Origin of the sequence: Rossellomorea vietnamensis (assembly GCF_008180615.1) — a bacterium.
Lineage (GTDB): Bacteria > Bacillota > Bacilli > Bacillales > Bacillaceae_B > Rossellomorea > Rossellomorea vietnamensis_D.
This window is the reverse complement of sequence record NZ_VTEH01000011.1, coordinates 34,480-60,672: the sequence shown is the minus strand read 5'-3', so window position 1 is coordinate 60,672 and position 26,193 is coordinate 34,480. Positions and strand designations below refer to the sequence as shown.

The following is a 26,193-nucleotide window of genomic DNA, read 5'->3' as shown; positions in this document are numbered from 1 at the left end:
AAGATAGGTCATCTACCTTTTTCACTCCGCCTTGTGACGATAATACTCTACTGCTTCCTTCAATCGTTCGTTTTCCTTTTTTATTTCTTCGATGTTCCTCTCTTTTTTCCATTTATAAATTAATAATCCACCAGCAAATAATAAAGAAATTACCCAGCCAGAAAGATAAAAGGTATCTAAACTTTCTTGAGTAAGCCACGTTAAGAATTGAAATTGAAAAATTGTGAATGTAATCAACATAATAAAAGATGTATAAAACCATTTCCACCAGTTTTTCATTTAAATCCTCCTTAATCCTAGTTCAATCATTCTGCCCCAATAATTGGACAATACAGGGGACGGCCGCTTGTTCGGCAAACGTCCCCGTTGAACGAGATATTGTTTCACCCTTCGACGATCGCCAGGTATTTTTTGATTTTTCCTTCAGATTCAACAATTAAAATATCTCCTCTTTCTTTTGTGGAAAAAATCTTTGTACCAACAGGGAGTTTATTTGACATCTCATTTTTAAAATCTGTATTAGTATCATTTTTTGTTTTTATTTCACCGATTTGAACATCTTTTGTTAAAGATAACTCTTCTACCCAATCAATATTAGTTTTGTAGATTACTCCATCATACTGAAAAATATCAGCATCAGAATTCAATGTTAATACTTCAGCAGCATCAATACGATCACTTGACACTGTTGTAGTTCCCCCTTGAATATTGCATCCTGTAAACATTAATAAAGCTAATGCAGTCAAACCGCAGAATAACTTTTTAAATTTCAATTCACTCACCTCTTTTATATACATAAAGGTAATTTTCAATTAATCTCTCTTTACTGAAACAAACGGCGGCTGCTTGTTCGATCCCCTTTCTTTATAGCATTGAGTAAGGAAAACTCAAATTCTAAGTTCGCCAATTTCATTTAGAAACCCCTTGACTTTAACCAATATTTGTTTGAATTTATGACTCCTGATACCTTCATCTATAAGCCAAAATATAATGGCTGTTAAAACCACAAAAGGGGAAAGGAAATTTTCTATTCCTCCTTTACTTCCAGTCAGTAATATAGGGGCTGCTACGAAAAGTAAACCCATAGAAGTATGAACGAGAAAAGATGCACCAGCTCGTTTTAAACCTGTTAATCTACTGGTAGCAAAGTCTGACAATACTGAAGAAGGGATACCGTATATAAAAAGAATTGGCAGCAAATACATGCCAATTGCCAGCCCAACCGCCAATCTCTCAGCTAACATTGAAAAAATAATGATCATAAATGTCCCTGTCAGCAAAGATACAGCAATTTTCCTGATAACCATCGCCCACCCCCAAATAAACAAAATGATTGTGGCTTTTTAACCTAACCCGTTAATGCAATATCCATTTTTTACAATTTTATCACATAATTACTTAAAACGCTTATATCCGCAAGAACGGGATGCGAATTGACAAGCCATTTAACACCATCATTAGCACCTTTGGCTTTTTTAGAGCAATTTTTTACAGAAAACTATATTTGAAGAGCCTTTTGCAAGACAGAATAGAAGAATCTTTGGGCACCTTCAACCCGAATTAAGCCCAAGCAGAATCCTTCACTTCCAATACAAGTAAATGCCTCCGCTGCTATCTTCTGCTATACTTCAAGAATACCTTTCATAACAAAAAATAGATTCACGAGGTGTTCTCCATGATTAACGCAACTGGCTGGGTGACTTTTTCCTTCACTCCCAAAGCCGTGAAAAATTACAAACCAAAAGCGATCAAAACCATAAATGCCTTCAGTAAAAACGGCAATCAATTTGATGTTCAGACTGTTTCCCCTCCGTTCGACCGCGAAGGCGATATCGCCCTTCAGGTCAAATGCAACTTCGATATTTATATAAAAGAACGGTATGGTTTCCGGGAAGGCACTGATTACATCCCGGTTGTCGGGGAGGAATTACAGCAGATGCTCCCAATGGCCGGAGTACCGATTACACAGATTACGAACATTCAGAGAGCCTAGTTGCCGTTCTCTGCTTTTACACAGGGGAGAACAAGTTATAAGTTCTTCATAAAGGGTAAGAAAAGAATAGCAGCACTAAAAGCCGTAAGCCATGGATACCTTCCACGGCTTTTTTATTTTCACTAGAAACGGAGGGATTCTTTTGAAACCAGAACAACAAGAAGTCAAAAAAGCCGGATTTCCAGTCCTGTTAATTGTAATCGGGTTCGTCATATCAGGTCTGTTCATCTATGGGTTTTCAGAGATAGCAGAGGGCCTGCTTGAAAATGAGGTTAAAACCTTTGATGACGCCATCATCGATTTCTTTATTTCAATTGAGAGCTCTGGCCTTGATCAGTTTATGGTCTTCATAACCGAGCTTGGCTCTGTATGGTTCATTACCACTGCTTCAATCATAACGATAGGGGTCCTGTGGTTTAAATTTAAGGATAAATGGGGGATTCTCTTCTTCATCCTGGCCATAGGTGCAGGCGGACTGCTTACCAAACTTTTAAAAACCTTTTACGAAAGAGGACGACCGTCGATTAATCCGGAGATTGATGCAGTCGGCTTCAGCTTCCCAAGCGGCCACTCAATGGGATCTTTGATATTCTATGGATTCCTAATTTATCTCGTTGTCAGAAGCAGCCTTTCCCTTGCTGCTAAATGGACACTCTCGACTATCGCTGCGTTACTCTTTGTTTTCATTGGCATAAGCAGAATTTACTTGGGCGCCCACTTTCCTACAGATGTTCTTGCCGGGCAGCTGGCCGGAGGGTTCTGGCTGATCCTTTGTATCCTGGCACTTGAATATGTCAATTGGCGGAGCAGGAGTGAGGTGCGGCCCATTAAGGCAACACGCGAATTTTTCTCTGAATTGTTCTAGAGAGAATTATTATACTGAGAAGAAGAGAGGCATTATGTATGAAAAAATTTTTTAAAAGAGCCGGAATTACAATAGGCACAGCTCTCTTCCTTCTATTAACCTGGGGTATTATTGAGCCTTATACGATTGCTGTTGAACAAGAAACAGCAGAGATACCCAACCTTCCCCAAGCTTGGGATGGGAAAGACATAGCGGTATTAGGAGATTTTCAGGTCGGAATGTGGATGGATAATGACTCTGTTATTCCCCGTGCAGTGGATAAGATTATTGAAGAAGAACCTCAAGCTGTACTGCTCCTGGGAGACTATGTCTATCATCCTGCAGATGACAACACGGTACAAATGGAGAAGGTCGCAGATGCTTTGACACCATTAGAGGAGGCTGATATACCTGTCTTTGCTCTTCTCGGAAATCATGATTATGCTATGGATAAAAAAGATGACAGAATTAACCAGGAAACAGCGGATCGTGTAGACCGCATTTTAGGGGAGAAAGGCATCCGCATGCTTCAGAATGAGTCTGTTCCTCTTACTTTAGAAAACAATGAAATAACCACTAATGGGGAGAATGAAAATACCCTTTACCTGGGCGGACTGGGGGCAAGCTGGCCTGGTAATGTGGATGCTCCAAAAGCATTGGAGAATATTCCAGAGGACGCCCCAAGGCTTTTCATGATGCACAATCCTGAAGCGTTTAAAAAACTGCCGCCTGATTCTGCACCAGCAGCTGTTGCAGGCCACACGCATGGAGGACAAATCCGGATACCTTTCACTCCAGACTGGTCATATAAGGATCTTGGAGCTAAAAATGCTCATGTCGACGGCTGGACTGATGAGAGTTACGGCAGTAATGGAAACAGCCTTTATGTAAATCGCGGGATTGGGTTCAGCCTGCTCCCAATCAGGATCAATTGTCCACCAGAAATCACATTTTTCAAATTATCCGCAAAGGCATGATGTGAAATTGGCCAATACACTTTAAAGCGCGAAAAGGGACAGTCCCTCTTCGCGCTTTCTTGTGTTGAAATGCTTTATAGATTCTCCCCATTACTGCCAATAACATCTTTGTACCAGTAGAAGGATTTTTTTCGGCTTCTTTCCAGCGTTCCGCTGCCATCATCATGCTTATCAACATAGATGAAGCCATATCGCTTGGAATATTCACCGGATGAAGCACTCACCAAGTCGATGCAGCCCCATGAAGTATATCCAATGAGGTCTACCCCATCTTCAATTGCTTCACCCATTGCTTTGATATGGTCGCGAAGATATTCAATCCGGTAGTCATCGTTGATGCTGCCATCTTCCTCAACCTTATCGTAAGCACCTAAACCATTTTCAACAACCATCAGTGGTTTTTGGTAGCGGCCGTACAGCTCATTTAGTGCAACACGAAGCCCAGTAGGATCAATCTCCCAGCCCCAGTCACTTGCTTTCAGGAATGGATTTTTCACGCCGCCAATCAGATTTCCTTCTCCGATTTCTTCTGGTGTTTTATTCTTCTTCTCCGTTCTGGACATGTAGTAACTGAACGAAATGAAGTCAACCGTACCTTCTTTGATTGTCTCCAAGTCACCCTCTTCCATTTCAATCTTAATATCGTTTTCCTTGAAGAATCGATTTGCGAATGTTGGATATTCTCCGCGAACATGTACGTCCCCACAGTAAAAGTTGAACATTCTTCCATCAGCCAATGAGTACATGACATTTTCCGGATTAGCATCATAGGAATAAGTTGGAGCATAGATCAGCATACACCCGATCTGAGAACCAGGAATGATTTGATGACCGAGCTTTACGGCAATGGCACTGGCCACAAATTGATGATGCAGCCCCTGGAAGCTTTCCTGCAGACGTGTTTCATCACTAGTAGCCGAGAATCCAAGACCGAATAATGGGAAGTGAGTGGCACCATTGATTTCATTGAACGTCAGCCAATATTTCACTTTGTCTTTATAGCGGTTGAAAAGAACCGTTACATAACGCTCGAAGAAATCTACCAGCTTACGATTCTTCCATCCGCCATATTCTTTTATTAAATGCAGAGGAGTTTCATAGTGAGCAATTGTCACCAATGGCTCGATTCCGTGCTTATGAAGTTCATCAAAAACCCGATCATAGAACGCCAATCCTTCTTCGTTTGGCTCAAGCTCGTCACCCTTAGGGAAAATCCGGCTCCAGGCAATACTCATGCGAAAGACTTTAAAGCCCATTTCGGCAAACAATGCGATATCTTCTTTATACCGGTGATAAAAGTCAATTGCCTCATGATTAGGATAAGTATATTTTTCAGTATCCATTTCAAAGTCGAAGCCAGACTGCGATAAAAGCTTCATACGTACTTTTCCGCCTGGTAACACGTCTGCCAAATTCGGCCCTCTTCCTCCTTCGTTATATCCACCTTCTAATTGATTGGCAGCAGTTGCGCCGCCCCATAAAAAGTTTTCTGGAAATTTCATATCAAATTACCTCCATTTTTTAGTGAAAAATTGTACTAGTAATATCATAATTTTTTTAACTCTTAAGCCTCAAGGTGTAACAAAACGTCATTATGTGTGACAGCTGCCATATTTGTTTTGTTTATTTTTGCAAATGAAGTAGTGTTTGTGATGATAACAGGTGTCACTGTATCAAAGCCTTCTTTCTTGATACCTTCAATATCCACTTCCAATAAAGGCTGTCCTGCTAGTACGCTTTCTCCCTGTGCAACCAAGGCTTCAAAATATTTACCTTCAAGCTGTACTGTATCAATACCTACATGAATCAAGATTTCAACACCTTCTTCTGATGTAATCCCAATTGCATGTTTGGTTTTAAACAGGGTGGTTACCACGCCATTTACCGGCGATACAACCCTGCCATCTACCGGTCTTACAGCAATTCCTTCTCCCATTACTTCGGAAGAGAATGTTGGGTCGCTTACTTCAGAAAGCTTTACCACTTCCCCTTTCAGCGGACTGATCAAAACGGAATCCGTATCTGCTTTAGTTACAGCCACAGCTTCTTCTGTTTTCGTTACTTCCTCGTTTTCAACTGAAGCTTCAACCGGAACATCCTCAAACCCTAGTAGGTAAGAAATAATTGTGGCTGCAAAGAATGCTACAGCAAGCCCGATTAGTGCGTGCACAAAAGTTGGTCCAATAAATGAGGTAACTCCCGGCAGACCTGCGCTTCCTCCTAAGATATAAGCAGCTACACCTGTAATGGCATAGTATAAGCCCCCGACCGCTGCTCCTAATAAAGCTCCGACAAACGGCTTCTTAAGTCTTACGTTTACTCCATACATGGCAGGTTCTGTAATACCCATCAAGGCCGTAATAGAGACCGTTAATGACAGAGATTTGAATTTTTTATTTCTAGATTTTAAAAATACGGCAAACGCTGCCCCTGCCTGGCCCATATTCGCCAAGAACATCGCCGGCATTAAGTAATCAATGCCCTTTACGGTAAGATTGTTGATCATAATAGGCACCAAAGCATAATGCATACCCGTCATAATAATTAACGAGAAAGTACCCGCTAGTAAAACCATTGCAATAAAGCCATAATCTTCAAATAAGAAACCTAATCCACTAGATAGATAGTCACCCAGAATAACTCCAAGCGGCCCTACTGTCATTAAGGTTACCGGAACAACAAACAGAATAGTTAACGTCGGCACGACAATCAATTTCAAAGAACTATGTGTAAATTTATCCACAAACCTCTCAACATATGAAGCAATCCAAATAGATAGGATAATCGGGATAACCGTTGAAGAATACACTGCTGCTATTACAGGTAACCCAATGAAACTTATAGGTTCACCAGCGTTGAATAAAGTCGTTAACGTCGGATGCAAAATGGCCGCAGCAATGGTGGCCGCTATATAAGGGTTACTGCCAAACTTACGGGCTGCACTGACTGCTAACAGAATCGGCAGGAAGTAGAATGCTCCATCCCCAATGGCATTTAAAATAATATACGTCTGAGACGCTGCATCAAGCCAGCCGAATGTAGCAAGGATGGCCAAGATCCCTTTAATCATCCCAGCGCCGGCAATCGCTGGAAGAATCGGAGTAAACACACCAGAGATGACATCAAAAATCGCGCTTATTACATTACTGCTGCCTGATTTTTCTCCGTTGCTATCCTCACTTAACTTAGTATTATTGATGATCTCTTTATAAACTTTCGGCACATCATTTCCAATGATAATCTGGAATTGAGATCCGCTTATATTCGTACCCATGACCCCATCCAGATTTTCAAGTTCGCTGCGTTTTACTTTCTTGTTGTCACGCAAATTGAACCGAAGCCTCGTCATACAGTGAATGACACTTTGAACGTTATCTTCCCCGCCAACCAACTCAATTATCTTGATACCTAAATCTTTATGGTTCATATCCTTACACCCCCAATAATTTTCAAAAACAATTCATTTCCCAAAAGAAAAAACCCAAACTACGTGAAGACCAGCAAGTACGTTGCCCGCCATTCCCGCAATTCAGGTTTTGCCTCAAGAGAGTAACAATCCTAAACGGAAAGTATTTATTTTTTCACTACACGTTCGATATGAATGGTTAAGTAAAGCAGTTCTTCTTCTGTCAGTTCATATCGGTATTGCTTTTCCACAAACTTCTTGATCTTCAATGAGCATTGATAAGCATCAGGATACTTATTGATAATGACATTTAACAAATCGTCTTCCTGACTGTTTTTGTGGTGCTCCCCTTTGACCAAGCGATGTGCGAAGAACTTCAGATGCGTGATGAACCTGTGATAATTTAAAGAAGACTCATCGAACTCGATTTTGAAGCTGTATTTGACAATCGTTAAGACATCCTGGATCACCTTCGTCATATCAACCGTGTTGGTCATGTCCTCATTGAACTGAGCATTGACAATATGGAGGGCAATGAACCCTGCCTCATCCTCCGGTAGAATAACGTTAAAGCGGTCGCAAATCTTATTCAGAGCTTCAAGGCCGATTTCGAACTCCTCTTTATAAAGGTTCTTCGTTTCCCAGAGCAGCCCATTCTTGATAGGCAGATTCTGATTATACCGCTCTATCGCAAAATGGATATGATCCGTTAAAGAAATATAGATGCTGTCGTTCAGTTCTTTTCCGAGCTTTTGCTTTGCAAATAGGATAACTTCCTCAGACAGTTCCATATACTCCATTGGGATATCCGCAATCAGGGTTTTAAACTTCTTTGTGATATCCTGGTCTTCCAAAGTGAAGATCTTTTCTACTTTATCTTCATCGATGTCTTCCCCAACACGCTTGTTAAAAGCAATGCCGCGTCCCATGACAATCACTTCCTGATCATCTTTCATGGAGACAATTACATTATTGTTCAGTATTTTACTAATCTTCACTTCTTCCACCTCCGATAACAAAAAAGGCAAAACCTTCCCCGTTTATAAGGGAATCGGTTTTGCCTGATTTAACAGTAACAATCCGTTCTGTATGCGCTTACTTAGTATATTACAACACAATAAAGATGCACGCAACCTCTTTTTCAAAAAATTTAAATACTATTAATAAGGCCCTATCAACTCATGCTGCGAAGCCGCCAGCAAATCCCTGAACACGCGGTTGAACGGAGTATCTCTATCACCGGCGTACATCCCCAAGTAAGGATACAAGGCAAAAGCAATCTCCCTGACGCCTTGAGCAGTTCCCGCACACACTTCGCTCACTTCATCATATTGCTCCTGACCCGATTCACCTTCTAGATGCAGGCTCCAATTTCCATCAATCGTATGATAAAAAGTACTTCTCACAGCTTCCAATCTTTCTCCCTGTTCATCCAGCACTTTCCTCAGAACCGGTTTTTTAGCAGACTCTTCCACCAACATGTCTAAGTAGTGCCCCGCTTCCTCCATGACCCGCAGCCCCAGACCCAGCATCACTGCTGTAAAGGAAGCCTGAGCAAAAGGCATGAATGGATAGGAGAAAACAGGCTCATCCACAACACCATTACTTTCAAAGATTGAAAAAGTCCATTCTTCAGGAACAAACACATCTTCCACCTTGATCGAGTGGCTGCCTGTTGCCTTCAATCCAAAAGCATTCCAATCTCTCAAAATCTCAACCTGTTTTTCAGTAAAAGCAAAAGACCTCATCGCCGGTTCTTCCCCAGCACCATGCTCAATCATCGCATTAGCCGTAAATGTGGTCGCAAACTCAGCACCCGAACAGTACTTCCACTGCCCTGTCACCCGGTAGCCCCCTTCACACTTCACCGCTTTTCCTGTTGGAGCCCCGCTTCCCGCAATCACCGCATTCTGTGGTAAAAAAACATCATCCAGGACTTCTTTCTTCATATTCCCAGAGAAAAATCCACCTCCGGAACCGATCGTCACCAGCCATCCCATACTCCCGTTTACCGATGAAGCCTCTTCAAAAATACGAACACTTTCCGGAAGAGAGGTCATCCGGCCGCCAAACCTCTGAGGTACAAATAACTTGAACAACCGCTTATCATAGATGATAGCAAGGAGCTCGTCCGGAAAAGCTCCCTCCCTATCCATTTGTTCTTCGTTCCAGCGGATTTTCTCCACCTCTTGTTCTGTGAACTCTTTCAACTACATCACCTCGAACTTCCTTCGTTCAGCTTTTTTATAAGGATATCTTTATGCACTGCGGTTAAGTCAAACAAGTTGAACTCCCCGCTTTTAATTAAATGCAAAATCTCTTTTTGTTCCTTCCAAGCCAAATCATATAGCTTCTGATCAATCTTTCCCATCGAAAAAGCCTCTTCCAGTTCATCCACATCTTTTTCAATCACTCTGCCGGACGGAAGCACAACCAGGTCCAAATACAAATCCTCCATCCAGGGAACCTCATCCTCAAAATGATTCTTTGCACATATATCGATGTACCACTGAACAATAGCACCCTTTTCGTCGAACATTGTCGTCACAACATGGTTCTTTCCCTCAGGGAACTGGTGCAGCCACATATACCCGTCATCGGCAATGCAATGGGTGTGGCCGCCGTACCCCACGATCAAAGGGTGAGCAACCTTTACTGTATGCAATAAGGCGATGGCCCCTCTGAACGAATCTGTTTTCAAAAAGGACTGGGCATATTCTTTTTCCAAAATCCGTTTCCATCCTTGGCGATTTCCATATTTTCTCTTCAGGACTTCCAACTCCCTTAAATATCCCGTTCATTTTATGGTAAAATTATACCAAAATAGTTGAAATAGTCTAATATTTATATTTCTGGATTGAGAAATGATGCAACAAAGAAAGGCCCTTCAGCATGATAAAAGCCCCTTCTCTCACTCCCGAGAAGGGGCTTTATTGAAAATTATTCAAACGCCGGAATCGCCGTTTCATCGTAATTTTCTTCTAAAAACGTGCGTACTTCTTCGCTCGTCATCGCTTCAGCGAGCTTTTGGATCGGCTCGGAATCGACATTATCTTCACGTGCCACCAATGTGATCGCAAAGTCATTTTCAACGCCTTCTGTCAGAAGTCCGTCACTTTTCGGAGTCAATCCAAGCGGTGACGCATAAGCCGGTGTCATGACGACCGCATCTGCGTCATCGTACATTCTCGCCAGCATCAGCAGGTCGACTTCTTTGAATTCATAGTTCTTCGGATTCTCAATGATATCCGCTTGTGTGTAGTAGACATCTTCTTTTTCTTTCAAAGTAATGACGCCATGCTGCGCAAGCAGGGACAATGAACGGTCGATATTGGACACGTCGTTCGCAATGGCAATCACAGAGCCTTCAGGCAGTTCTTCCATTGAAGGATACTCTTTTGAGTACACACCATAGTTGGCAAAATAGATCGGTGTAACCGGAACAAGGTTTGCATCGTTGCTGCGATTGAATTCTTCCATGTACGGAACGTGCTGGAAGAAGTTCGCATCGACTTCTTCTGCCGCAAGAGCGGTGTTTGGCTGGACATTATCTCCCAGAACAACCATTTCAAGGTTGATGTTGTCTTCAGCAAGCTTTGGTTTAACAAGCTCAACGATTTCGGTCATTGGCGGGATCAGAGAAGCTACCTTCAGGGTTACTTCTTCCTGAGGTTGATCTTTTGGTTCTGAGGCATTTTCCTCGTTATTTCCTTGATTGTTGTTTTGACCGCAGCCGGCCAGTACGAATAGTAATGCTGCTGCTAGTAAAAGTAATTTTTTCATGTAATTTTCCTCCTGGTGATTTATTTGGTATTGATTGTAACGTCCTTTTTGTTAACCAAATCCCGATTCCTTTAAAATAAGAGTAATATCCTTAAATGAGTAACCAGCGGCGAAAAATAAGGGGAATTTTTACCGCTATTTGTAGATGAGTGCTCATTTTGCTCGTGAATAAGGGAGTTTTTCCCCTTAAGCAAAGAAATAGCCCCTAATTTCCAGTGTTTTGGTCAAATAAGGGGAATTTCTCCCTCTATTCAAGCGATTTTTGATGTTTTTTCAAAAATAAGGGGAAATTTTCCCTCTATTATTTGCCAAAGCACCTAATCTACCCCTGACCGACAAAGTGATGCAAGTAGCGAATGGTCATGCTCCAGCCCTCAGCTACCTCTTATCAATCAACCGAGCGACGGTCGTCCCGGCGAATTGAATCAGCTGAACAAAGATAATCATGATGACGATCATGTACAGCATCAGATCCGTTTTGAACTGCTGGTAGCCGTAGCGGATGGCAAAGTCACCGATTCCGCCGCCGCCAACGACCCCCATGATAGTAGAGTAGGAAATGAAGCTGATGATTGATGTCGTCAACCCGAGGACCAGTCCTGATCTAGCTTCGACATAAACAAATTTAAATATAACTTCTTTGACCGAAGCTCCCATGGAAATGGCCGCCTCCATCACTCCTCTTGGCACGTCCAGCAAAGACTGCTCGACCAAACGGGAATAATGGGCAATCGCGATAATCGCCAGCGGGACGGTCGCCGCCGCTGTTCCGATGGCTGTCCCGATGATAAAACGTGTGAATGGAATCAAGAAAACCACTAATAGCAGAAACGGAAACGAACGGATGATGTTCACCAATAAGTTCACGATCGAAAATAGCCACTGATTCTCAAGCATATTTCCTTTTCTGGTCAGAAACAGCAGCGTACCGACGGGAAGCCCCAGCAGAATGGCCGCAAGAATAGAAATGCCGACCATCACAAAGGTCTGTCCGATAGACCGCCAAATTTCAGCTTCGTATTGAACTAAAACCTCAAGCATCTATCACACATCCTTTTTCAGCTGCTCTATAAAGTAATCGGGGCTGTCATCCCTGGCTTGTATCCCTCTCGGTTCCGAGTCGACGGTATCGTAGATTTCCCCGCCGGCCATCACCGTCACACGATTGCAGATGCTCTTAATCACGTTCATCTCATGGCTGACAATCACAATCGTCACCCCGAGACTTCGATTGATATTTTCTAAAACACCCAATATATCGGACGTTGTGTTCGGGTCGAGAGAAGAAGTCGGCTCATCGCACAGCAGTACCTGGGGCTTATTCGCCAATGCTCTCGCAATCGCCACCCGCTGTTTCTGCCCGCCGCTCAACTGCGCAGGATACTTCTCCACAAAGCTCTCCAACCCAACAAACCGAAGGCACTCCATCACACGGTCCCGGCGTTCTCTTTTTGGAAAATTCGCCAGCTGCAAAGATACGACCACATTCTCATACACCGTTTTATTGGCCACCAGATTAAAGTGCTGAAAAATCATCCCAATCGACTTCCGGGCTTCCCGAAGCTTCCGGCTGTTCATCTTCGTCAGGAACTGTCCGTTCACTTCGACTTCACCTTCATCAGGGATTTCCAGCAAATTCATCAGCCGCAGCAAGGTTGACTTCCCCGCCCCGCTGGCTCCGATGATTCCATGAATCTCGCCTTTATGTATGGTCAGTGACACCGATTTAATGGCTTGATAGCTCGAAAAACTCTTCGTCACATCATGCAACACAAGCATAAAAAAACCCCTTTCTTATGTGAAAGGCAAATTTCAGACGCATTCAATTATAGCTTAATTCACTAGTGGTGTCAGGTTAGCTGTTTTTTCTATTTATTTTGAAATTTACGAATTATCATTGGGGTTAAAAGGTAAAATATTACTTTTATTGTTATAATGATAGTTAAATTTACTTTTTTATAGGGGGATCTAAAAGTGATGAAGAAATTGAAGGTTTTTGATCTTGGTAACCAAAAGTCTGATGAAGGATTGGGGACTGCTTTAGAATTCATTATCATGGGAGAAGATTCTATTGCAATCAACCATTTAAAGCAGCTGTACAACTCCACCCAGAATTCTTTAGTAAAGAGTGAAGCAGCCAACCTATTATTTGACCTTTATTTTACACGTTCAGAGTGGAGTCAAATAGAAACAGACGGACTCCTTGAAGAACCAAGTATCGAAAAAAGCAATCGAATAATCGCAAGGTCATGCGGCATGTCTGAACCTCCCTTGTACTCTTTCCCAGAAAGCCCTATACATACTCCAATGAAACTCAGCTTTTCAGGCTGCCCAACGATTGAAGTTCTCATCAACGGAAAAAAGAAATTCTTCTGGCTGGATACAGGGGCGGGAATGACGGTAATTTCAAGTACTCTAGCAAATGAATGTTCAATGAACCTTTTAAAAGAGAAGGAAATGGTAGTCGGAAATTCAACCAACCAGGACTTGGATACAGACTTAGCATTTATTCATTCTATTAAAATTAAAGATTTGCTCATTCGCAACCAGCCGGCTTTGGTCCTTTCAGATAATCTACTAGAGATTCCACTCCCTGACAAGAAAGGAAACATGGTCATTGACGGAATTATAGGATGGGACATTATTCAACATTTACATTTAGAGATTGATTACAAAGCGAAAGAAGTTCTGATCCAGAAACCAATAACAAAAGAAAACAAGGATAGAAACCTCTTTTTCTGCGGAGCTCCATTTATAAAAGTAAGTAGCTTAAATGAAAAACCGCTGTATTTCGGATTGGATACGGGAGCCAATAAAACGCATTTTGGGCAGCCTCTTCTGTCAAAACTGGATAATCTGGTAGTAGAGAACAGACTCATCCATGCCGGCGGAATTGGCGATGTAAAAGAAAGAGAGATTCAGTGTATCAATTACTTAAGCATCCAGTTCAATTCCCAACAAGACATTACCTTTGCAAACGTCCGGATGATGTTATCTGATTTTGGCAGTTTTTTTACCCCTGATGGTGTATTTGGAAGCGATATTGCGAAAGACGGACGCTTGATTATTGATTATGCTAATAGGAAGGTTGACGTTTTCCGTTAAACTATTTCAATGAACGTTCCATAATTAAATGCTGGATTATATGTAAATATACAGCTTATAAGTTTTTAATTGTTAACAACCATCTTCAGGTAAGGTTCAGTTAAGGAAGCTTTTAAGGAGTGAGGAAGATGAATATATTAAAAAGGGTAAATGATATCCTCTTTATCATAGTAATTGGACTTTTTTTATCTTATTTTTTAATGGAGAATAAGATACCGATATATCTTGTTCTCGGTCTTTTATCTATTACGTATTTGTTAACCGCGGTTGAATTTATCAAGGGGCGGCAAGATAAGGGCGGCTATAAATATATTGTTGGTGCAATTGCTATGCTTTTTGCGGCTGCTGCGTTCTACATAAGGTGATAAATTTCCCTGCGGGGGTGATTGTTCCATAAAGCAGCCGCTTTTTCACTATCGAAAATTTCCAGGTAGAGTAGAGGTCGAGTATGAATCAATTATTTTTATCATTAAATGAAGCAGGTTTGATTTTTAAGGGGCATACAGAACAGGGAGAGGTTGATTTCATTTTTCTTGAAACCTACGAGAATGGAACAACACATTCAGTGGATGTGGATACATTCAAAACGCTTTTCGGAGATATAGAAGGAAGTCCGACCTATGAAGCATTGTCGGGACCTCATACTTTTAAATGGGGCGGTACGCAATACACCATGACTGCCGAGGAAATGGGTTATCAAAAGTATTTCGACCAATGGAAAGAACAAAGGATTATCTAACGAACGGAGTTTTAAATTGCATAAGTAAATGGCAAAAGGCTTAGAAGTTCAGCTTCTAAGCCTTTCGCCTGCTCATTACTCGCTATTGGTAATCGAAATAAGTACTGCCACTAATCACCAAAAAAGGCTAGGGATACCCCAAGCCTTTTTTGGTATGTTAATTCCATTCATTTCCCTTGTTGCATACATTATGATCATGTAGATTATTTAGGCTGCCATTATACGTCAACATGATCTAAATTTCCCAAAAAAACTTGCTCTTATTCTCTATCAAACAAAGCCGCCCCCGCAATACCCGGGTTCGTCATTTCATAAGGATCCAGAATCAAATCTAGCTCTTCTTCTGTCAGGACATCATATCTCAAGCACAGTTCCCTGATTGGCTCGCCGTTCAGGATCGCTTCCCTCGCGATTCGTGAAGCGACTTCATAACCGATATGCGGGTTGACTGCCGTGATGATGCCGACACTCTTCTCCACATAGGTCTTCATTCTTTCTTCATTGGCTTCGATCCCTTTTACACAGTTCTCTGTAAAAGTATCAAAGGCATTGTTCATGATGCTGATGGATTGAAGAAGGTTGAAAATCAGCACCGGCTCCATCACGTTCAGCTCCATTTGCCCGGCTTCGGACGCCATGGAAATAGTGTGGTCATTCCCGATGACTTGGAAAGCCACCTGGTTGATGAGCTCCGGCATGACCGGATTCACTTTTCCAGGCATGATGGATGAACCAGGCTGCCTTGACGGAAGGGAAATCTCACCCAGGCCGGCTCTTGGTCCTGAAGCCATTAAACGCAGGTCATTAGCGATTTTGGACATATTGACCATAGAGATCTTCAGCGTGCTGGATACTTCTGTGTAAGCATCCGTGTTTTGTGTAGCATCCACCAGATGTTCAGCGCCTGTGAACGGAAGGCCGCTGATTTCTGCCAGGTAAGGAACGACAAGCTCGATATATTTCGGAAACGCATTGAGGCCTGTCCCTACGGCCGTCGCTCCCATGTTCAGCTCATAAAGATGCTCCCTGGTCCGCTCTATGCGCTTGATGTCTCTTGCAATCACTCGGCTGTACGCTTCGAATTCCTGGCCGAGCCTGATGGGAACTGCGTCCTGCAGGTGGGTGCGTCCCATTTTGATAATATGGCTGAATTCCTGCGCTTTAGCGCTGAACGCCTCATGCATCTTTTCCATCGTCGGAATCAACTGATCAAGCAGGTTCAAGATCGAAATATGCATAGCTGTCGGGAAGGCGTCATTGGTCGATTGCGACATATTGACGTGGCTGTTCGGACTGCAGTGTCCGTACGCGCCCTTCTCTTTTTCCATGAACTCCAGTGCACGGTTGGCAAGGATCTCATTGATGTTCATGTTGAACGATGTTCCGGCGCCTCCCTGGATCGGATCGACAAGAACCTGATCATGCCATTGTCCATCGATCATTTCATCCGCGGCTTTCACGATGGCTTCCCCGATGCCTGAGTAAAGCCTGCCGACATCCACATTCGCCTGGGCCGCCGCTTTTTTCACCATGGCCATTGCCTTGATCAGCTCCGGATGAATCTTGTAGCCTGTGATCGGAAAATTCTCCACTGCACGCAGCGTCTGAATTCCATAATAAGCATGTTCGGGTACTTCCTTAGATCCGAGGAAATCTCGTTCCACTCGGTGTTTGTTTACTATGACTGACATTTGGCTGTATCCCCTTTGATTAGTCTCTTATTTATATATTGGCTGTTTATATCCTTTTCTATAATAGCATGTCTCACATAGCTTCACTAACCTAAAATAAAGAAAGAAGAGGCGAATTCCCTTCACCTCTCCTTCATGATACTCCTTGCAGCATAATAGCCGCTGAGAGTCGAGGATAGCGTCCCGGGTCCAGGAAACACCTGCTCTCCGACAATATACAATTGCGGCAGGGAAGAACGAACACTTTTCGGCTTCAAGATCGCATTTTTTACTGTCAAAGGAAAACCGCCGACTGCCGTCTTCCCGATATAGCGTTCGTACGTCAAAGGCGTTCCGGTCTCTGCAAAAAGAAGACTCTCCCTAACCGGAATGACTCTATCAATTTCATTCAGAATTTCTTCCGTCAGCCGCTCCTTCATTTCCTTGTACTTCTCCTTTGAATACGTCGACCAGATATCAGGATCCGTGTGCAGCGAAACGGTCATTGTCACTTCATCTTTTAAAAGATTCCCCTTCATGTCCTGCGTGTTATGAAAAGTCGCATAAACCGGTCCATGCGTATTCTTGACCAGAGAGGAAAAATCAAACTGCGGAACAATTTGGTATGCAAAAGGAAATTCCACTCCCTCCAAAGGTCCCCGCCTCACTTCATCGGAAAGAACGGCATCCATTCTAAAGGCTCCCCATGAAAACTCATCGTCTGCTCCATAGGAGGTACCCGGCCCAAAAGAGAGTCCCGAGTTATTGATGACAAAGTCAAAAGAAGAGGTGCATTTCCGGCTGATGACATCCCATTGCTTCCTGCTTGTATCATAAGTGAGACTTTCTACGGGAGAGACCTTCACAACCTCCCCGCCCAGCTCCTTCACCCGGCCTGCCAATGTTTTCGCAAGCTGTCCGAGCCCTTCCTGAATGGCGAAACTGCCCCTCCGGTAGATCGTTAAAGCGAGACTGGATGGAAGCAGTGCCGCTTGCGACACATCCGTCTGCACAGCATCAAGCAGCTGGGCATCCAGAAGCTGGCGCAGTGGTTGATACGATTGCAGATCATACTTTTTCATAAGATCTTCTACTGTCATCAGCGCATACCGGGCAAGGCGCATGACTGATGCCGGATGCTTTAGAGCATGCTGAGGCAGGCTGCCTAATTCATAGAACCTTCTGATAGGCAGCGAAACCCGGCTTTCAGTGACAGCCTGAACATCTTCGCCAATCTGCTGAAGGGCTCTCCAGAACTTCAACACTTCTTTACTTCTCTCAGAAAAAGCGCGTTTCAGCTCTTCCTCCCACAGCTCCGTACTTTTATATACCGAGACCTTTTCCTGCGGCAAAATAATATCCATTGGATGCAGCAGGTCCGCTGCCGGAAGGTCGATGTCCAAATCATCCAAAACGGTCCTTAACAAACCCTGCTCCTCTAAGCCGAACGCAATGGTGGCTCCCGTCGGAAACTTCCGGCCATTCCGGAAATACCACCCCGCCGAGCCTCCAACCGTCGTCGATTTTTCAATAACCGTCACCTTATAGCCTTCCTTCGCTAAATACGCAGCAGCTGTCAGTCCGCCGACACCCGCGCCGATGACACAGACAGACTTTGACATGGCGGCACCTCCAGTCTTTTTGAGTAATTGTAACATCTCAACGGCCATTTTCCTTTTTATCAGTGTGCTCCGAGCTATTCGTACCATCTCAACACTGATTTCTGATTTTATTGGTTCGATTCCCGGCTAATCGTACCATCCCAACTCTGATTTCTATTTTTGTTGGTACGTTTTCCGGCTAATCGTACCAGCTCAACGCTGATTTCTGATTTTGATGGTACGTTTTCCGAGGAATCTTACCATCTCAGCGCAGATTTCTGATTTTGTTGGTACGTTTTCCGGCTAATCGTACCATCTCAACCCAGATTCCTGATTTTGATGGCACGTTTTCTCGCTAATCGCACCAATTCCCAGCAGCCCATGATCATTTAAGGCGGTACCCTATCCAAGCAATTTACTTATCCTTTATCATACCAAAAAGAGCTATTATCTCTTAAAGATAATGGGCTCTCTTTACTTTTCTGTTCTTACGCGCAAAAAGAAGCGCAGCCAACTGCCGCTGCGCTTCTTTTCCTCAAAACTTAATCTTTTCAGCCTTTTTATTCTGCGTTCCATCCCGATCAATAACAATCATCTGCCAATACTCCAATTCAGGCAGGGTGATCACTAGTTCTTCGTTACTCCAAGTGAACGGAATTTCCTGCAGCTGTCCTTCTGCGCCATCGGGACTTGCTGTGTAAACACGCAAGTCAGGAAGGTCTTTCTTGGTTTTGCCGATGTGATAGCGGACCGTCATGTCTTCCTGCTTCTGCGGTTTAGTGGCAGCGTTTCTCCAATTGGAATCATTATGGAGAAGGTTGATCAGGTGGAGGAGTTCATAATCCTCGAAGCCTTTGTTATTCTTATTTTCTCTGGCGATGGTCCATATGCTGTTCTGCTCGCCATTAGCACTTGTTTTTACCTCTTCGTTCCCTTTTTCGATAACAATTTTTTTGTCTGTTTCTTTACTGTCAAATAGAAGATTCTCGTAGGCAGCAAAGAATTTATAGTAGTCTTTCATTGAGTCTTTCAGGGAAGCACTCATTTTTTTGCTGCGGTTCGGGTAGTACTCGTGAGCCAGCATATTCGGGCCTTCTTCGTAATTTTCAGCGGTACCGATTTCGATATGCGTGGCTCCCATAGCGGCGAGTCCAGCATCCATCAGGCGGACGGCAGGTTCATCGAACAAGCCGATCGTCATTCTTCGCAAATCGATCGATCCCTTTTGCCCTTCTTCCTGTTTCAGGGTGATGGTGTGTTTGCCTGCGGTCATATCCGGCAGGACAACATATCCATCCTCACTGTAGGAATCCTTGTTTCCTGTGCCTTTGAACGCAACTGTGTATGGTTTTCCGTTATCGTCCAGAGCAGGTTTTCCATCTACTAGGACAGTTCTTGCCGTCTCCGCTCCGGCGTTGGCGTAGGTGAAGATGAAGCTCGTTTCACCTTTTTCCTCGAGGTCGACATTGAACGTGACTTCATCACCGACATGGCCGAAATTCAGCAGGGTATCTTTATAGATGTGCATAGGCGCAAGGGTGTTGACCGACTCTGCATGCCACTTTTCTTCTCCGACCTGCAGATAATCAAGCTTCACTCCATCGTCATCGATATTTTCCACAGCTAGTTTAATGGAATTGATTCCTTCTTTTAATGAAATGTCCTTCATCTCAAGTTCTGTCCATCCATTACTCGAAGGGAAAGTGAGATCCTGAATTCTTTCTCCATTGATGTAGACACTTCGTTTCGCATCACGCTTTGAAGCGGAATCATTGTTATACTTCCAAACAAGGTCGTAAGTGCCTGCCTCTTCTGCTTTCACTTGGAAATCCAGGAAGTCTTCTTCATCCTTGAAGTCGTAGACATGGCCTGTTGTGGTCGAGATGCCATGGCCTTCAGGCGCAAATGAAGCATCCTCCACCTGGTATTCTTTTTCACCGGCCGTCATGCTGTCGAGGTTGATGTACTGCCCATTGGAGGCCAGTTCAAATACCACTTCATGGTTTCCGGCAGGAATCGGTGCCTTGATGGATTTCTCGGCCATTGCGCCATCCCAGCCTCCTGGCGTGCTGCTGAAGATGTTTTCGGAAATCGTCTTTCCGTCGACGTAAGAATTGTTTGCCGGTATCAGCTCTCCATCCACATAAATATTGACTTGCGGGTTATTGCCCGTTCTATATTTGAACGTGAGTGTATCTGTTTCTTTCTCATTATTTACGTTAAAAACAACACGCTGCCCCCTGTTTCCAAGGTTGTCCGTGTAACCCGGGGAGATGGACACCTGACTTGTTTTCGCCACTACAGGACTCCAGCCAATTTCGGCCTGCTCAGCCTCGATCACTGCCGACTCTACTTTAAATTGATCGACCATGATAGCCGCAGCTGCTGTTTCCTCTTCCATTTTGACCATTACGTCACTCGTTCCTCCAGGAAGGTAGACGACAGATTCTGCCTTGTGGTACTCTTCGCCTTCCGTATGAGGCAGGGTGAATACGCCCGCTTTTTTGCCATTAATGAAAATACTTCTTTTTGTTTCTTCACCTGGATTTTTGTAAAAGATGGAGACTGCTGTTTCTTTGGCTGAGTCCGTTTCTGCATTAAAACGAATGAAATCGCCTTGCTGCTTGAACTCTGTCAGCGCTCCGTCTGCGATATCCAGTAACGGCTCCTGCGAAGGCTCCCATCCGCTGTGGGCCTTTTCAGCCTGATAGCGGTCCTCTCCTACAGACAGGTAATCGACTTTAGCTCCTGTATCATTTACACCTTCCACTTTTAAAACAACCTTATTGGCTCCTGCCTTTAAAGGAACTACAATATCTGCTGTGGATTGGAAGTTTTCCCAGCCGCCGGTTGATGTCATCTGTACCTGATCCTTGAGAAGTTCTCCGTTCACATAGACATTCCGCGAGACAGCACTACGTTCAACTCCGTACTGGAAGCTGAGCGGATAGGTTCCTGCTTCTTTTACATTCACATCAAATTCAATGAAATCGCCGTCTGTTTCAAAATTAAACACATGGCCATGCTTGTCGACTTTACAGCTGATCAGCTCGGCATCTTCCGCTTCATATTCCTTTTTAAAATCAGCTTTTTCAAGAGTGATGCTGTCGACATTCAGCCACAGATTATTCGAATTCAAACTCAGCATGATTTCATTCGTTCCTGCCTGCAGTTCCACTTCATAGGATTTTGCCGCAACCGGGTTGCCCCATCCTGTTTTTTCATTAAAATCGATGGATGGCACGGCTTCAGAATTGTTGACGGTCAGCTTGCCATTCGGGCTTTCTCCGTTATCATGGCCGTAATTAAGGTCAAGCGAATAAGTGCCTGCTGCAGGCACATCAACAGTCCAGATAATCTGGTCTTCGTCTTTCTTACCAAAATCACCGACCCAGCCGGCTGTCTTTCCGATTCTGGAGAAAAATTGATCGGCTTTCGGGATTCCTTGTACATCAGAAACCTCGTAGTGAGTGCCCGTCGCCTGCTTGTAGTTCATGTACCCTGCAATCACGACCGCTTTCCCTCCATTGGTTTCCCTGGTTTCCTCGACGATTTTCAAGAGATCGCGATAATTGTCTTTGTCCTGCCAAATTTCGCTGTAGTCGAAGTCCGTCTTGGTCGTTGTTTTCGGAACATCCCCATACCCTTCATTTCCTCCCACCATATTGAAGGTAACAAAGTTCTTCTTTTTATCATTATCGACAAGTGAATCTTTGACTGAATTGATAAGAGAATCATAGTCTCTTGAAAAATATCGCTCATTTCCTTGATAGTCATAGAGATAATCATTGTCATGGAAGCCCCATTGATCAAGGTGCATCCCATCAAAACCGAATTCATTGACTCCTCTGGCAAATTCTTTATTGAGGTAGTCCTGCCATTCCGTATTGCCCGGATCCTGAAGATACAATCCCGTCGGCGGATCTACCCAGTCAAAGTAAAAGCCTTCCTGATCATTGAGGGACGGATTCGGGAACTCCGCATTCTTTCTGTAAAGCCCCCACTCCTTCTTCACTCCGAAAGCTTCATAGTTTTCCCTTGCTGCATAGTTCATCTGATAAGCCATCGCAGCCGCATTGTACTTCTGCGCCGCTTTGACCTGCTGCTTGACCGTCAGCGGGAATAACTCTCTCCCCAGCAAGTCATCATAGGCCGTTTCTTTCGTGATTTCTTCTGAGATAAAATTTCCATCCTCATCACGAAGAGGGTTTCCTTCGCTGTCCGTTTTAGAGTAGACAGACACATCATGGCGCCACATCCAGTCATAAAATTGGAACCCGTTCAGATAATATTCCTGCGTCAGTTCCTTCATCTTTTTCTCACTATCCGCTTTGGATTCTTGAGGAAACTCAGTCGCATATCCATAACGGGGATACTGGGTCCAGTCACTGGAGACATCAATCGCTGCGGTCACTACCTGATCGGAACCTTTTATGGAAGCCTTCACAAGATATCCACGGAAATCCTCTTTCGGCGGGGTCCATTCGATCTCGATTCCTTTTAATCCTTTTTTCACCTTAATATTCTTGGATCCCTCTGCCACTTTCTCATTCAAGTGATAGACTTCGAGGTTCAGTTTTCCTTTCCAATCCTTCGTCGTGTCAAACAGAAGTGACATTTTCACTTTTTCTTTCGGGTTGTATCTGGCTTTATCGACCAGAAAGGCGGTGATAGGTTCAGCTGGAAGCCCTGCTTTAGCTTTATGCTGAGCCTGCGCTGCGGCGTGGGGGTTGTTCGTCTTCGCCTCTGTTACAGGGGTGAGCGTCATGGAAGCGAAGGCAAGATTGACAGCCACCAGACTGGCTAACGGTAAAGTCGTTTTGCGGAATGAACTCTTTTTCATACATTTCCTCCTTGAATTCTTCGATACTTTTATTGTCCTCTATGGAGAATCCTTATGTAACCGTTTTCATTACTGTGAAGGTGTCATTTGTTTGAATTTTCGATAATTCGATTTGCCGGCACTCTTATTTACGGTTTGCGATGGTGGTGTTTTTACTGAAATAGAGATAAAAGACACCATTTTTTATGGTTATTTTAGCGGCGTACTGGCTGCAAGGCAGATAGTCTTAGGGCTTTTGACTTTGGAGAGTTGCCGGAGGGAAATGCCTGGCGCTGTGCTTTGAGGGTGGGGGTGATTGGGGTGGGAGCAGCCTGCTAAAACTGGATTTCTGATTTATAATAGGGTGTTTTGCTCCTAATCACTATACTATAACTGGATTTCTCCATTTCAATAGGGTGATTAGCTCTTAAACACTATACTATAACTGGATTTCTCCATTTTAATAGGGTGATTAGCTCTTAAACACTATACTATAACTGGATTTCTCTATTTTAATAGGGTGATTAGCTCTTAAACACTATACTATAACTGGATTTCTCCATTTTAATAGGGTGATTAGCTCTTAAACACTATACTATAACTGGATTTCTCCATTTTAATAGGGTGATTAGCTCTTAAACACTATACTATAACTGGATTTCTCCATTTTATTAGGGTGATTAGCTCTTAAACACTATACTATAACTGGATTTCTCCATTTTAATAGGGTGATTAGCCCTTAAACACTATACTATAACTGGATTTCTCCATTTTAATAGGGTGATTARCTCTTAAACACTATACTATAACTGGATTTCTCCATTTTAATAGGGTGATTAGCTCTTAAACACTATACTATAACTGGATTTCTCCATTTTAATAGGGTGATTAGCTCTTAAACACTATACTAWAATTGGATTTCTCCATTTTAGTAGGGTGATTAGCTCTTAAACACTATACTATAACTGGATTTCTCCATTTTAATAGGGTGATTAGCTCTTAAACACTATACTATAACTGGATTTCTCCATTTTAGTAGGGTGATTAGCTCTTAAACACTATACTATAACTGGATTTCTCCATTTTATTAGGGTGATTAGCCCTTAAACACTATACTATAACTGGATTTCTCCATTTTAATAGGGTGATTAGCTCTTAAACACTATAATATAACTGGATTTCTCCATTTTAATAGGGTGATTAGCTCTTGAACACCATACTATAACTGGATTTTTCCATTTTAATAGGGTGATTAGCTCTTAAACACCCTACTATACTTGGATTTCTGCATTTTAGACATTTTCATCGCCATTGGGTCTCTACCCCAAACATCTTAGACGTAATTCAATTAAACGCCAAAAGGCTGCAGAACCAAAGTCCCAACAGCCTCTCTCCTTTTATTTAATTGCTTCCAAAGGTTCCACATTTCCTAAGTGGATCTTCGGGCTGCGCGGATTCGGCGCTGCCCACTTCACTGCGTTGCGAATGACCTTCTGGATTTCTTTTTGATAATAAGTCGGGTAGGTTTCGTGCCCAGGGCGGAAGTAGAAAATCTTCCCTTTTCCGCGTTTATAGGTGCAGCCGCTTCTGAATACTTCTCCGCCAGAGAACCAGCTGATGAAGATCAGTTCTTCGGGCTGCGGGATGCCGAATCTTTCGCCGTACATTTCTTCTTTTTCAATTTCGATCATATCCGGCAAACCATCGACGATCGGGTGGCTTTCGTCGACGACCCACAGTCTTTCCGTGTCATCCGCTTCACGCCATTTCAATTCGCCCGTCCTTGTTCCCATCAGCACATGAAATATTTTGCTTCCATGAGCAGAGTGCAAAGGAATGAAGCCCATGCCGTCAAGGACACGATTCCTCACTCTTTCGACGATCTCATCCTGGACGTCATCATGAGCCAGATGGCCCCACCAGATCAAGACATCCGTGTTGTTCAAAACTTCGTCTGTCAAACCATGCTCCGGCTCATCCAGTGTAGCAGTCGTTACTTCGAAATCCTCTTTTAAAAAACCGGCAATCGCATTGTGGATTCCATCAGGATAGATTTTCTTCACATCGGGGTTCGTCTGTTCATGGCGGTTTTCGTTCCAAATTGTTACTTTGATCATGTTGACCACTCCTCTATCAGTCTATTTTTCTATTAAAATTTCTTTCCCGTGAATCGCTGACTCCAGGACAGCATCAATCACCTTCTGCACGGAGTATCCATCTGCAAAGTCGGGATAGTCCGTTGAAGGGCCATTTTTAATAGAGTCTGCCCACTTCCAGATTTCATTGGTCTCAGTCAGGCGCCACGGACGGAATCGGTCTTCTTCCGGCTCTGCACCCTCTTCCCATTTCCAAACAGCGTCCAGTTCTACTTCCGTCCACGGTTCATTTCCGAGGGCAATCTGCAGCTTGATGCCGAGTTCACTCGAATGCAGCTGAATGGCGCCTTCGCTTCCGTAAAAAGTTAACTCGATCGTCTGGTTCCGGTTTCCCTGAGGTGAAATCCAGCTTGTAAAAAAGGAAGCATGAAGTCCGGAGGGAAATCCTGCATTGAACATGGCCGAGTCGACGGACTGGTCTGCGTCCCCCATATCATTGATCCGTTTTAATCTTCCTTCATGCAGATAAGAGAGCGATGATTGCACACTGGCGATTTCTTCCTTCAAAACATACTGCACCATGTCGATCAAATGGGACCCCAAGTCGGCGAGCACTCCGCCACCGCCGCCTGTGGATCTTGTTCCCCGCCAGCCCGGAGGACCGGAAAGCCCATAGCAGGCTGTATAGTGAAAACGGCCTTCATAGATTTCGCCAATTTGATTTTCAGCCAGCAGTTCCTTCAATTTTTTCACAGCAGGGTTCTCACGGTATGTAAAATTGATGGCGTGTAGAATTCCGTTTTTATCCGCTTCCTCCAGCATCACATGAGCTTCATCCCGGTTCATGGCCAGCGGCTTTTCACAGAGAATATGGATTCCCCTGCGGCTCGCTTCAAGCGCTATCTCGCTGTGAGATTGATTGGGCGTCACGATACACAGCCCGTCCAGCTGTTCCGTATCAAGCATCTCTATATAAGATTGATAGCTTCGTTGAATCTCATATTTTTCAGCCAGCCTTTCAGCACTGATGCCGCTCGGACTGCAAATGGCCGTCAGTTCGACATCCGGATGCTTTTCCAGAGCCGGGAGGTACCACAGCTCCGTGAAGGACCCGGCCCCGGCTATGCCGATTTTCAATTTGTTATCACTCATATCTC

22 protein-coding genes are annotated in these 26,193 nt (G+C 43.6%); 6 read left to right on the top strand and 16 right to left on the bottom strand.

Annotation, left to right across the window (positions count from 1 at the left end; all coding sequences use genetic code 11):
- Nucleotides 1–21: 21 nt before the first annotated feature.
- The 3 genes from FZC79_RS13750 to FZC79_RS13740 form a co-directional block, all read right to left on the bottom strand.
- The gene (locus FZC79_RS13750; RefSeq protein WP_148947346.1) at nucleotides 22–279 is read right to left on the bottom strand and encodes a hypothetical protein; all 258 of its coding nucleotides are present in this window, start codon (nucleotides 277–279) and stop codon (nucleotides 22–24) included.
- 104 nt (nucleotides 280–383) lie between these two features.
- Nucleotides 384–782: a hypothetical protein gene (locus FZC79_RS13745; RefSeq protein ID WP_435873950.1), complete on the bottom strand. Its 399-nt coding sequence runs from the start codon at nucleotides 780–782 to the stop codon at nucleotides 384–386.
- 105 nt (nucleotides 783–887) lie between these two features.
- Nucleotides 888–1,307 (bottom strand): hypothetical protein, encoded by a 420-nt coding sequence (locus FZC79_RS13740; protein ID WP_148947344.1) that lies wholly within the window; start codon nucleotides 1,305–1,307, stop codon nucleotides 888–890.
- 368 nt (nucleotides 1,308–1,675) lie between these two features.
- Between FZC79_RS13740 and FZC79_RS13735 the strand changes: the two genes are divergently transcribed.
- The 3 genes from FZC79_RS13735 to FZC79_RS13725 all read left to right on the top strand — a co-directional run bounded on the left by FZC79_RS13735 (nucleotide 1,676) and on the right by FZC79_RS13725 (nucleotide 3,814).
- Nucleotides 1,676–1,993: an antA/AntB antirepressor family protein gene (locus tag FZC79_RS13735; protein WP_252183331.1), complete on the top strand. Its 318-nt coding sequence runs from the start codon at nucleotides 1,676–1,678 to the stop codon at nucleotides 1,991–1,993.
- 142 nt (nucleotides 1,994–2,135) lie between these two features.
- A complete protein-coding gene (locus FZC79_RS13730; protein ID WP_252183330.1) occupies nucleotides 2,136–2,858 on the top strand; it encodes a phosphatase PAP2 family protein in 723 nt (240 codons plus the stop codon).
- A 38-nt stretch (nucleotides 2,859–2,896) separates the two neighbouring features.
- The gene (locus FZC79_RS13725) at nucleotides 2,897–3,814 is read left to right on the top strand and encodes a metallophosphoesterase (RefSeq protein WP_148947341.1); all 918 of its coding nucleotides are present in this window, start codon (nucleotides 2,897–2,899) and stop codon (nucleotides 3,812–3,814) included.
- A gap of 74 nt (nucleotides 3,815–3,888) precedes the next feature.
- Here the strand turns inward: FZC79_RS13725 and FZC79_RS13720 are convergent, their stop codons facing one another.
- The 8 genes from FZC79_RS13720 to FZC79_RS13685 form a co-directional block, all read right to left on the bottom strand.
- A complete protein-coding gene (locus tag FZC79_RS13720; RefSeq protein WP_148947340.1) occupies nucleotides 3,889–5,316 on the bottom strand; it encodes a glycoside hydrolase family 1 protein in 1,428 nt (475 codons plus the stop codon).
- 62 nt (nucleotides 5,317–5,378) lie between these two features.
- Nucleotides 5,379–7,241: a beta-glucoside-specific PTS transporter subunit IIABC gene (locus FZC79_RS13715; protein WP_148947339.1), complete on the bottom strand. Its 1,863-nt coding sequence runs from the start codon at nucleotides 7,239–7,241 to the stop codon at nucleotides 5,379–5,381.
- A gap of 146 nt (nucleotides 7,242–7,387) precedes the next feature.
- On the bottom strand, nucleotides 7,388–8,218 hold the full coding sequence (licT, locus tag FZC79_RS13710) for a BglG family transcription antiterminator LicT (RefSeq protein WP_148947338.1): 831 nt from the start codon (nucleotides 8,216–8,218) through the stop codon (nucleotides 7,388–7,390).
- Nucleotides 8,219–8,380: 162 nt separating this feature from the next.
- Complete coding sequence (locus tag FZC79_RS13705; protein WP_148947337.1) at nucleotides 8,381–9,430, bottom strand: acyl-CoA dehydrogenase family protein; 1,050 nt, start codon at nucleotides 9,428–9,430, stop codon at nucleotides 8,381–8,383.
- A gap of 5 nt (nucleotides 9,431–9,435) precedes the next feature.
- On the bottom strand, nucleotides 9,436–9,948 hold the full coding sequence (locus FZC79_RS13700) for a DUF402 domain-containing protein (protein ID WP_252183329.1): 513 nt from the start codon (nucleotides 9,946–9,948) through the stop codon (nucleotides 9,436–9,438).
- Between the two features lie 212 nt (nucleotides 9,949–10,160).
- Nucleotides 10,161–11,003, bottom strand: a complete 843-nt coding sequence (locus FZC79_RS13695; RefSeq protein WP_148947335.1) for a MetQ/NlpA family ABC transporter substrate-binding protein — start codon at nucleotides 11,001–11,003, stop codon at nucleotides 10,161–10,163.
- Nucleotides 11,004–11,381: 378 nt separating this feature from the next.
- Nucleotides 11,382–12,044, bottom strand: a complete 663-nt coding sequence (locus FZC79_RS13690; RefSeq protein ID WP_148947334.1) for a methionine ABC transporter permease — start codon at nucleotides 12,042–12,044, stop codon at nucleotides 11,382–11,384.
- 3 nt (nucleotides 12,045–12,047) lie between these two features.
- Nucleotides 12,048–12,782 carry a methionine ABC transporter ATP-binding protein gene (locus FZC79_RS13685; protein WP_148947333.1) on the bottom strand — a complete coding sequence of 245 codons (735 nt, stop codon included), beginning with the start codon at nucleotides 12,780–12,782 and terminating at the stop codon, nucleotides 12,048–12,050.
- Between the two features lie 198 nt (nucleotides 12,783–12,980).
- Between FZC79_RS13685 and FZC79_RS13680 the strand changes: the two genes are divergently transcribed.
- The 3 genes from FZC79_RS13680 to FZC79_RS13670 all read left to right on the top strand — a co-directional run bounded on the left by FZC79_RS13680 (nucleotide 12,981) and on the right by FZC79_RS13670 (nucleotide 14,847).
- Entirely contained in the window at nucleotides 12,981–14,108 is a 1,128-nt protein-coding gene (locus FZC79_RS13680; protein ID WP_148947332.1) for an aspartyl protease family protein, read from the top strand.
- A gap of 128 nt (nucleotides 14,109–14,236) precedes the next feature.
- On the top strand, nucleotides 14,237–14,473 hold the full coding sequence (locus FZC79_RS13675; protein ID WP_148947331.1) for a hypothetical protein: 237 nt from the start codon (nucleotides 14,237–14,239) through the stop codon (nucleotides 14,471–14,473).
- A gap of 83 nt (nucleotides 14,474–14,556) precedes the next feature.
- Entirely contained in the window at nucleotides 14,557–14,847 is a 291-nt protein-coding gene (locus FZC79_RS13670; RefSeq protein WP_148947330.1) for a hypothetical protein, read from the top strand.
- Nucleotides 14,848–15,107: 260 nt separating this feature from the next.
- Here the strand turns inward: FZC79_RS13670 and aspA are convergent, their stop codons facing one another.
- From aspA to FZC79_RS13645, 5 genes are all read right to left on the bottom strand, one after another.
- On the bottom strand, nucleotides 15,108–16,538 hold the full coding sequence (gene aspA, locus FZC79_RS13665) for an aspartate ammonia-lyase (protein ID WP_435873945.1): 1,431 nt from the start codon (nucleotides 16,536–16,538) through the stop codon (nucleotides 15,108–15,110).
- 122 nt (nucleotides 16,539–16,660) lie between these two features.
- Nucleotides 16,661–18,139 carry a phytoene desaturase family protein gene (locus tag FZC79_RS13660; RefSeq protein WP_187442781.1) on the bottom strand — a complete coding sequence of 493 codons (1,479 nt, stop codon included), beginning with the start codon at nucleotides 18,137–18,139 and terminating at the stop codon, nucleotides 16,661–16,663.
- A 514-nt stretch (nucleotides 18,140–18,653) separates the two neighbouring features.
- Entirely contained in the window at nucleotides 18,654–22,961 is a 4,308-nt protein-coding gene (locus FZC79_RS13655; protein ID WP_148947328.1) for a glycoside hydrolase family 66 protein, read from the bottom strand.
- A 1,376-nt stretch (nucleotides 22,962–24,337) separates the two neighbouring features.
- Nucleotides 24,338–25,057, bottom strand: a complete 720-nt coding sequence (locus tag FZC79_RS13650; protein ID WP_148947327.1) for a ThuA domain-containing protein — start codon at nucleotides 25,055–25,057, stop codon at nucleotides 24,338–24,340.
- 21 nt (nucleotides 25,058–25,078) lie between these two features.
- Nucleotides 25,079–26,188 carry a Gfo/Idh/MocA family protein gene (locus FZC79_RS13645; RefSeq protein ID WP_148947326.1) on the bottom strand — a complete coding sequence of 370 codons (1,110 nt, stop codon included), beginning with the start codon at nucleotides 26,186–26,188 and terminating at the stop codon, nucleotides 25,079–25,081.
- Nucleotides 26,189–26,193: the final 5 nt, after the last annotated feature.

Excerpts from the sequence above, each read along its gene's own strand:
- FZC79_RS13750 (WP_148947346.1), bottom strand. The coding sequence starts at position 279 with ATGAAAAACTGGTGGAAATGGTTTTATACATCTTTTATTATGTTGATT.
- FZC79_RS13740 (WP_148947344.1), bottom strand. The coding sequence starts at position 1,307 with ATGGTTATCAGGAAAATTGCTGTATCTTTGCTGACAGGGACATTTATG.
- FZC79_RS13735 (WP_252183331.1), top strand. The coding sequence starts at position 1,676 with ATGATTAACGCAACTGGCTGGGTGACTTTTTCCTTCACTCCCAAAGCC.
- FZC79_RS13725 (WP_148947341.1), top strand. The coding sequence starts at position 2,897 with ATGAAAAAATTTTTTAAAAGAGCCGGAATTACAATAGGCACAGCTCTC.
- FZC79_RS13720 (WP_148947340.1), bottom strand. The coding sequence starts at position 5,316 with ATGAAATTTCCAGAAAACTTTTTATGGGGCGGCGCAACTGCTGCCAAT.
- FZC79_RS13715 (WP_148947339.1), bottom strand. The coding sequence starts at position 7,241 with ATGAACCATAAAGATTTAGGTATCAAGATAATTGAGTTGGTTGGCGGG.
- FZC79_RS13695 (WP_148947335.1), bottom strand. The coding sequence starts at position 11,003 with ATGAAAAAATTACTTTTACTAGCAGCAGCATTACTATTCGTACTGGCC.
- FZC79_RS13690 (WP_148947334.1), bottom strand. The coding sequence starts at position 12,044 with ATGCTTGAGGTTTTAGTTCAATACGAAGCTGAAATTTGGCGGTCTATC.
- FZC79_RS13685 (WP_148947333.1), bottom strand. The coding sequence starts at position 12,782 with ATGCTTGTGTTGCATGATGTGACGAAGAGTTTTTCGAGCTATCAAGCC.
- FZC79_RS13680 (WP_148947332.1), top strand. The coding sequence starts at position 12,981 with ATGAAGAAATTGAAGGTTTTTGATCTTGGTAACCAAAAGTCTGATGAA.
- FZC79_RS13675 (WP_148947331.1), top strand. The coding sequence starts at position 14,237 with ATGAATATATTAAAAAGGGTAAATGATATCCTCTTTATCATAGTAATT.
- FZC79_RS13670 (WP_148947330.1), top strand. The coding sequence starts at position 14,557 with ATGAATCAATTATTTTTATCATTAAATGAAGCAGGTTTGATTTTTAAG.
- aspA (WP_435873945.1), bottom strand. The coding sequence starts at position 16,538 with ATGTCAGTCATAGTAAACAAACACCGAGTGGAACGAGATTTCCTCGGA.
- FZC79_RS13660 (WP_187442781.1), bottom strand. The coding sequence starts at position 18,139 with ATGTCAAAGTCTGTCTGTGTCATCGGCGCGGGTGTCGGCGGACTGACA.
- FZC79_RS13655 (WP_148947328.1), bottom strand. The coding sequence starts at position 22,961 with ATGAAAAAGAGTTCATTCCGCAAAACGACTTTACCGTTAGCCAGTCTG.
- FZC79_RS13650 (WP_148947327.1), bottom strand. The coding sequence starts at position 25,057 with ATGATCAAAGTAACAATTTGGAACGAAAACCGCCATGAACAGACGAAC.
- FZC79_RS13645 (WP_148947326.1), bottom strand. The coding sequence starts at position 26,188 with ATGAGTGATAACAAATTGAAAATCGGCATAGCCGGGGCCGGGTCCTTC.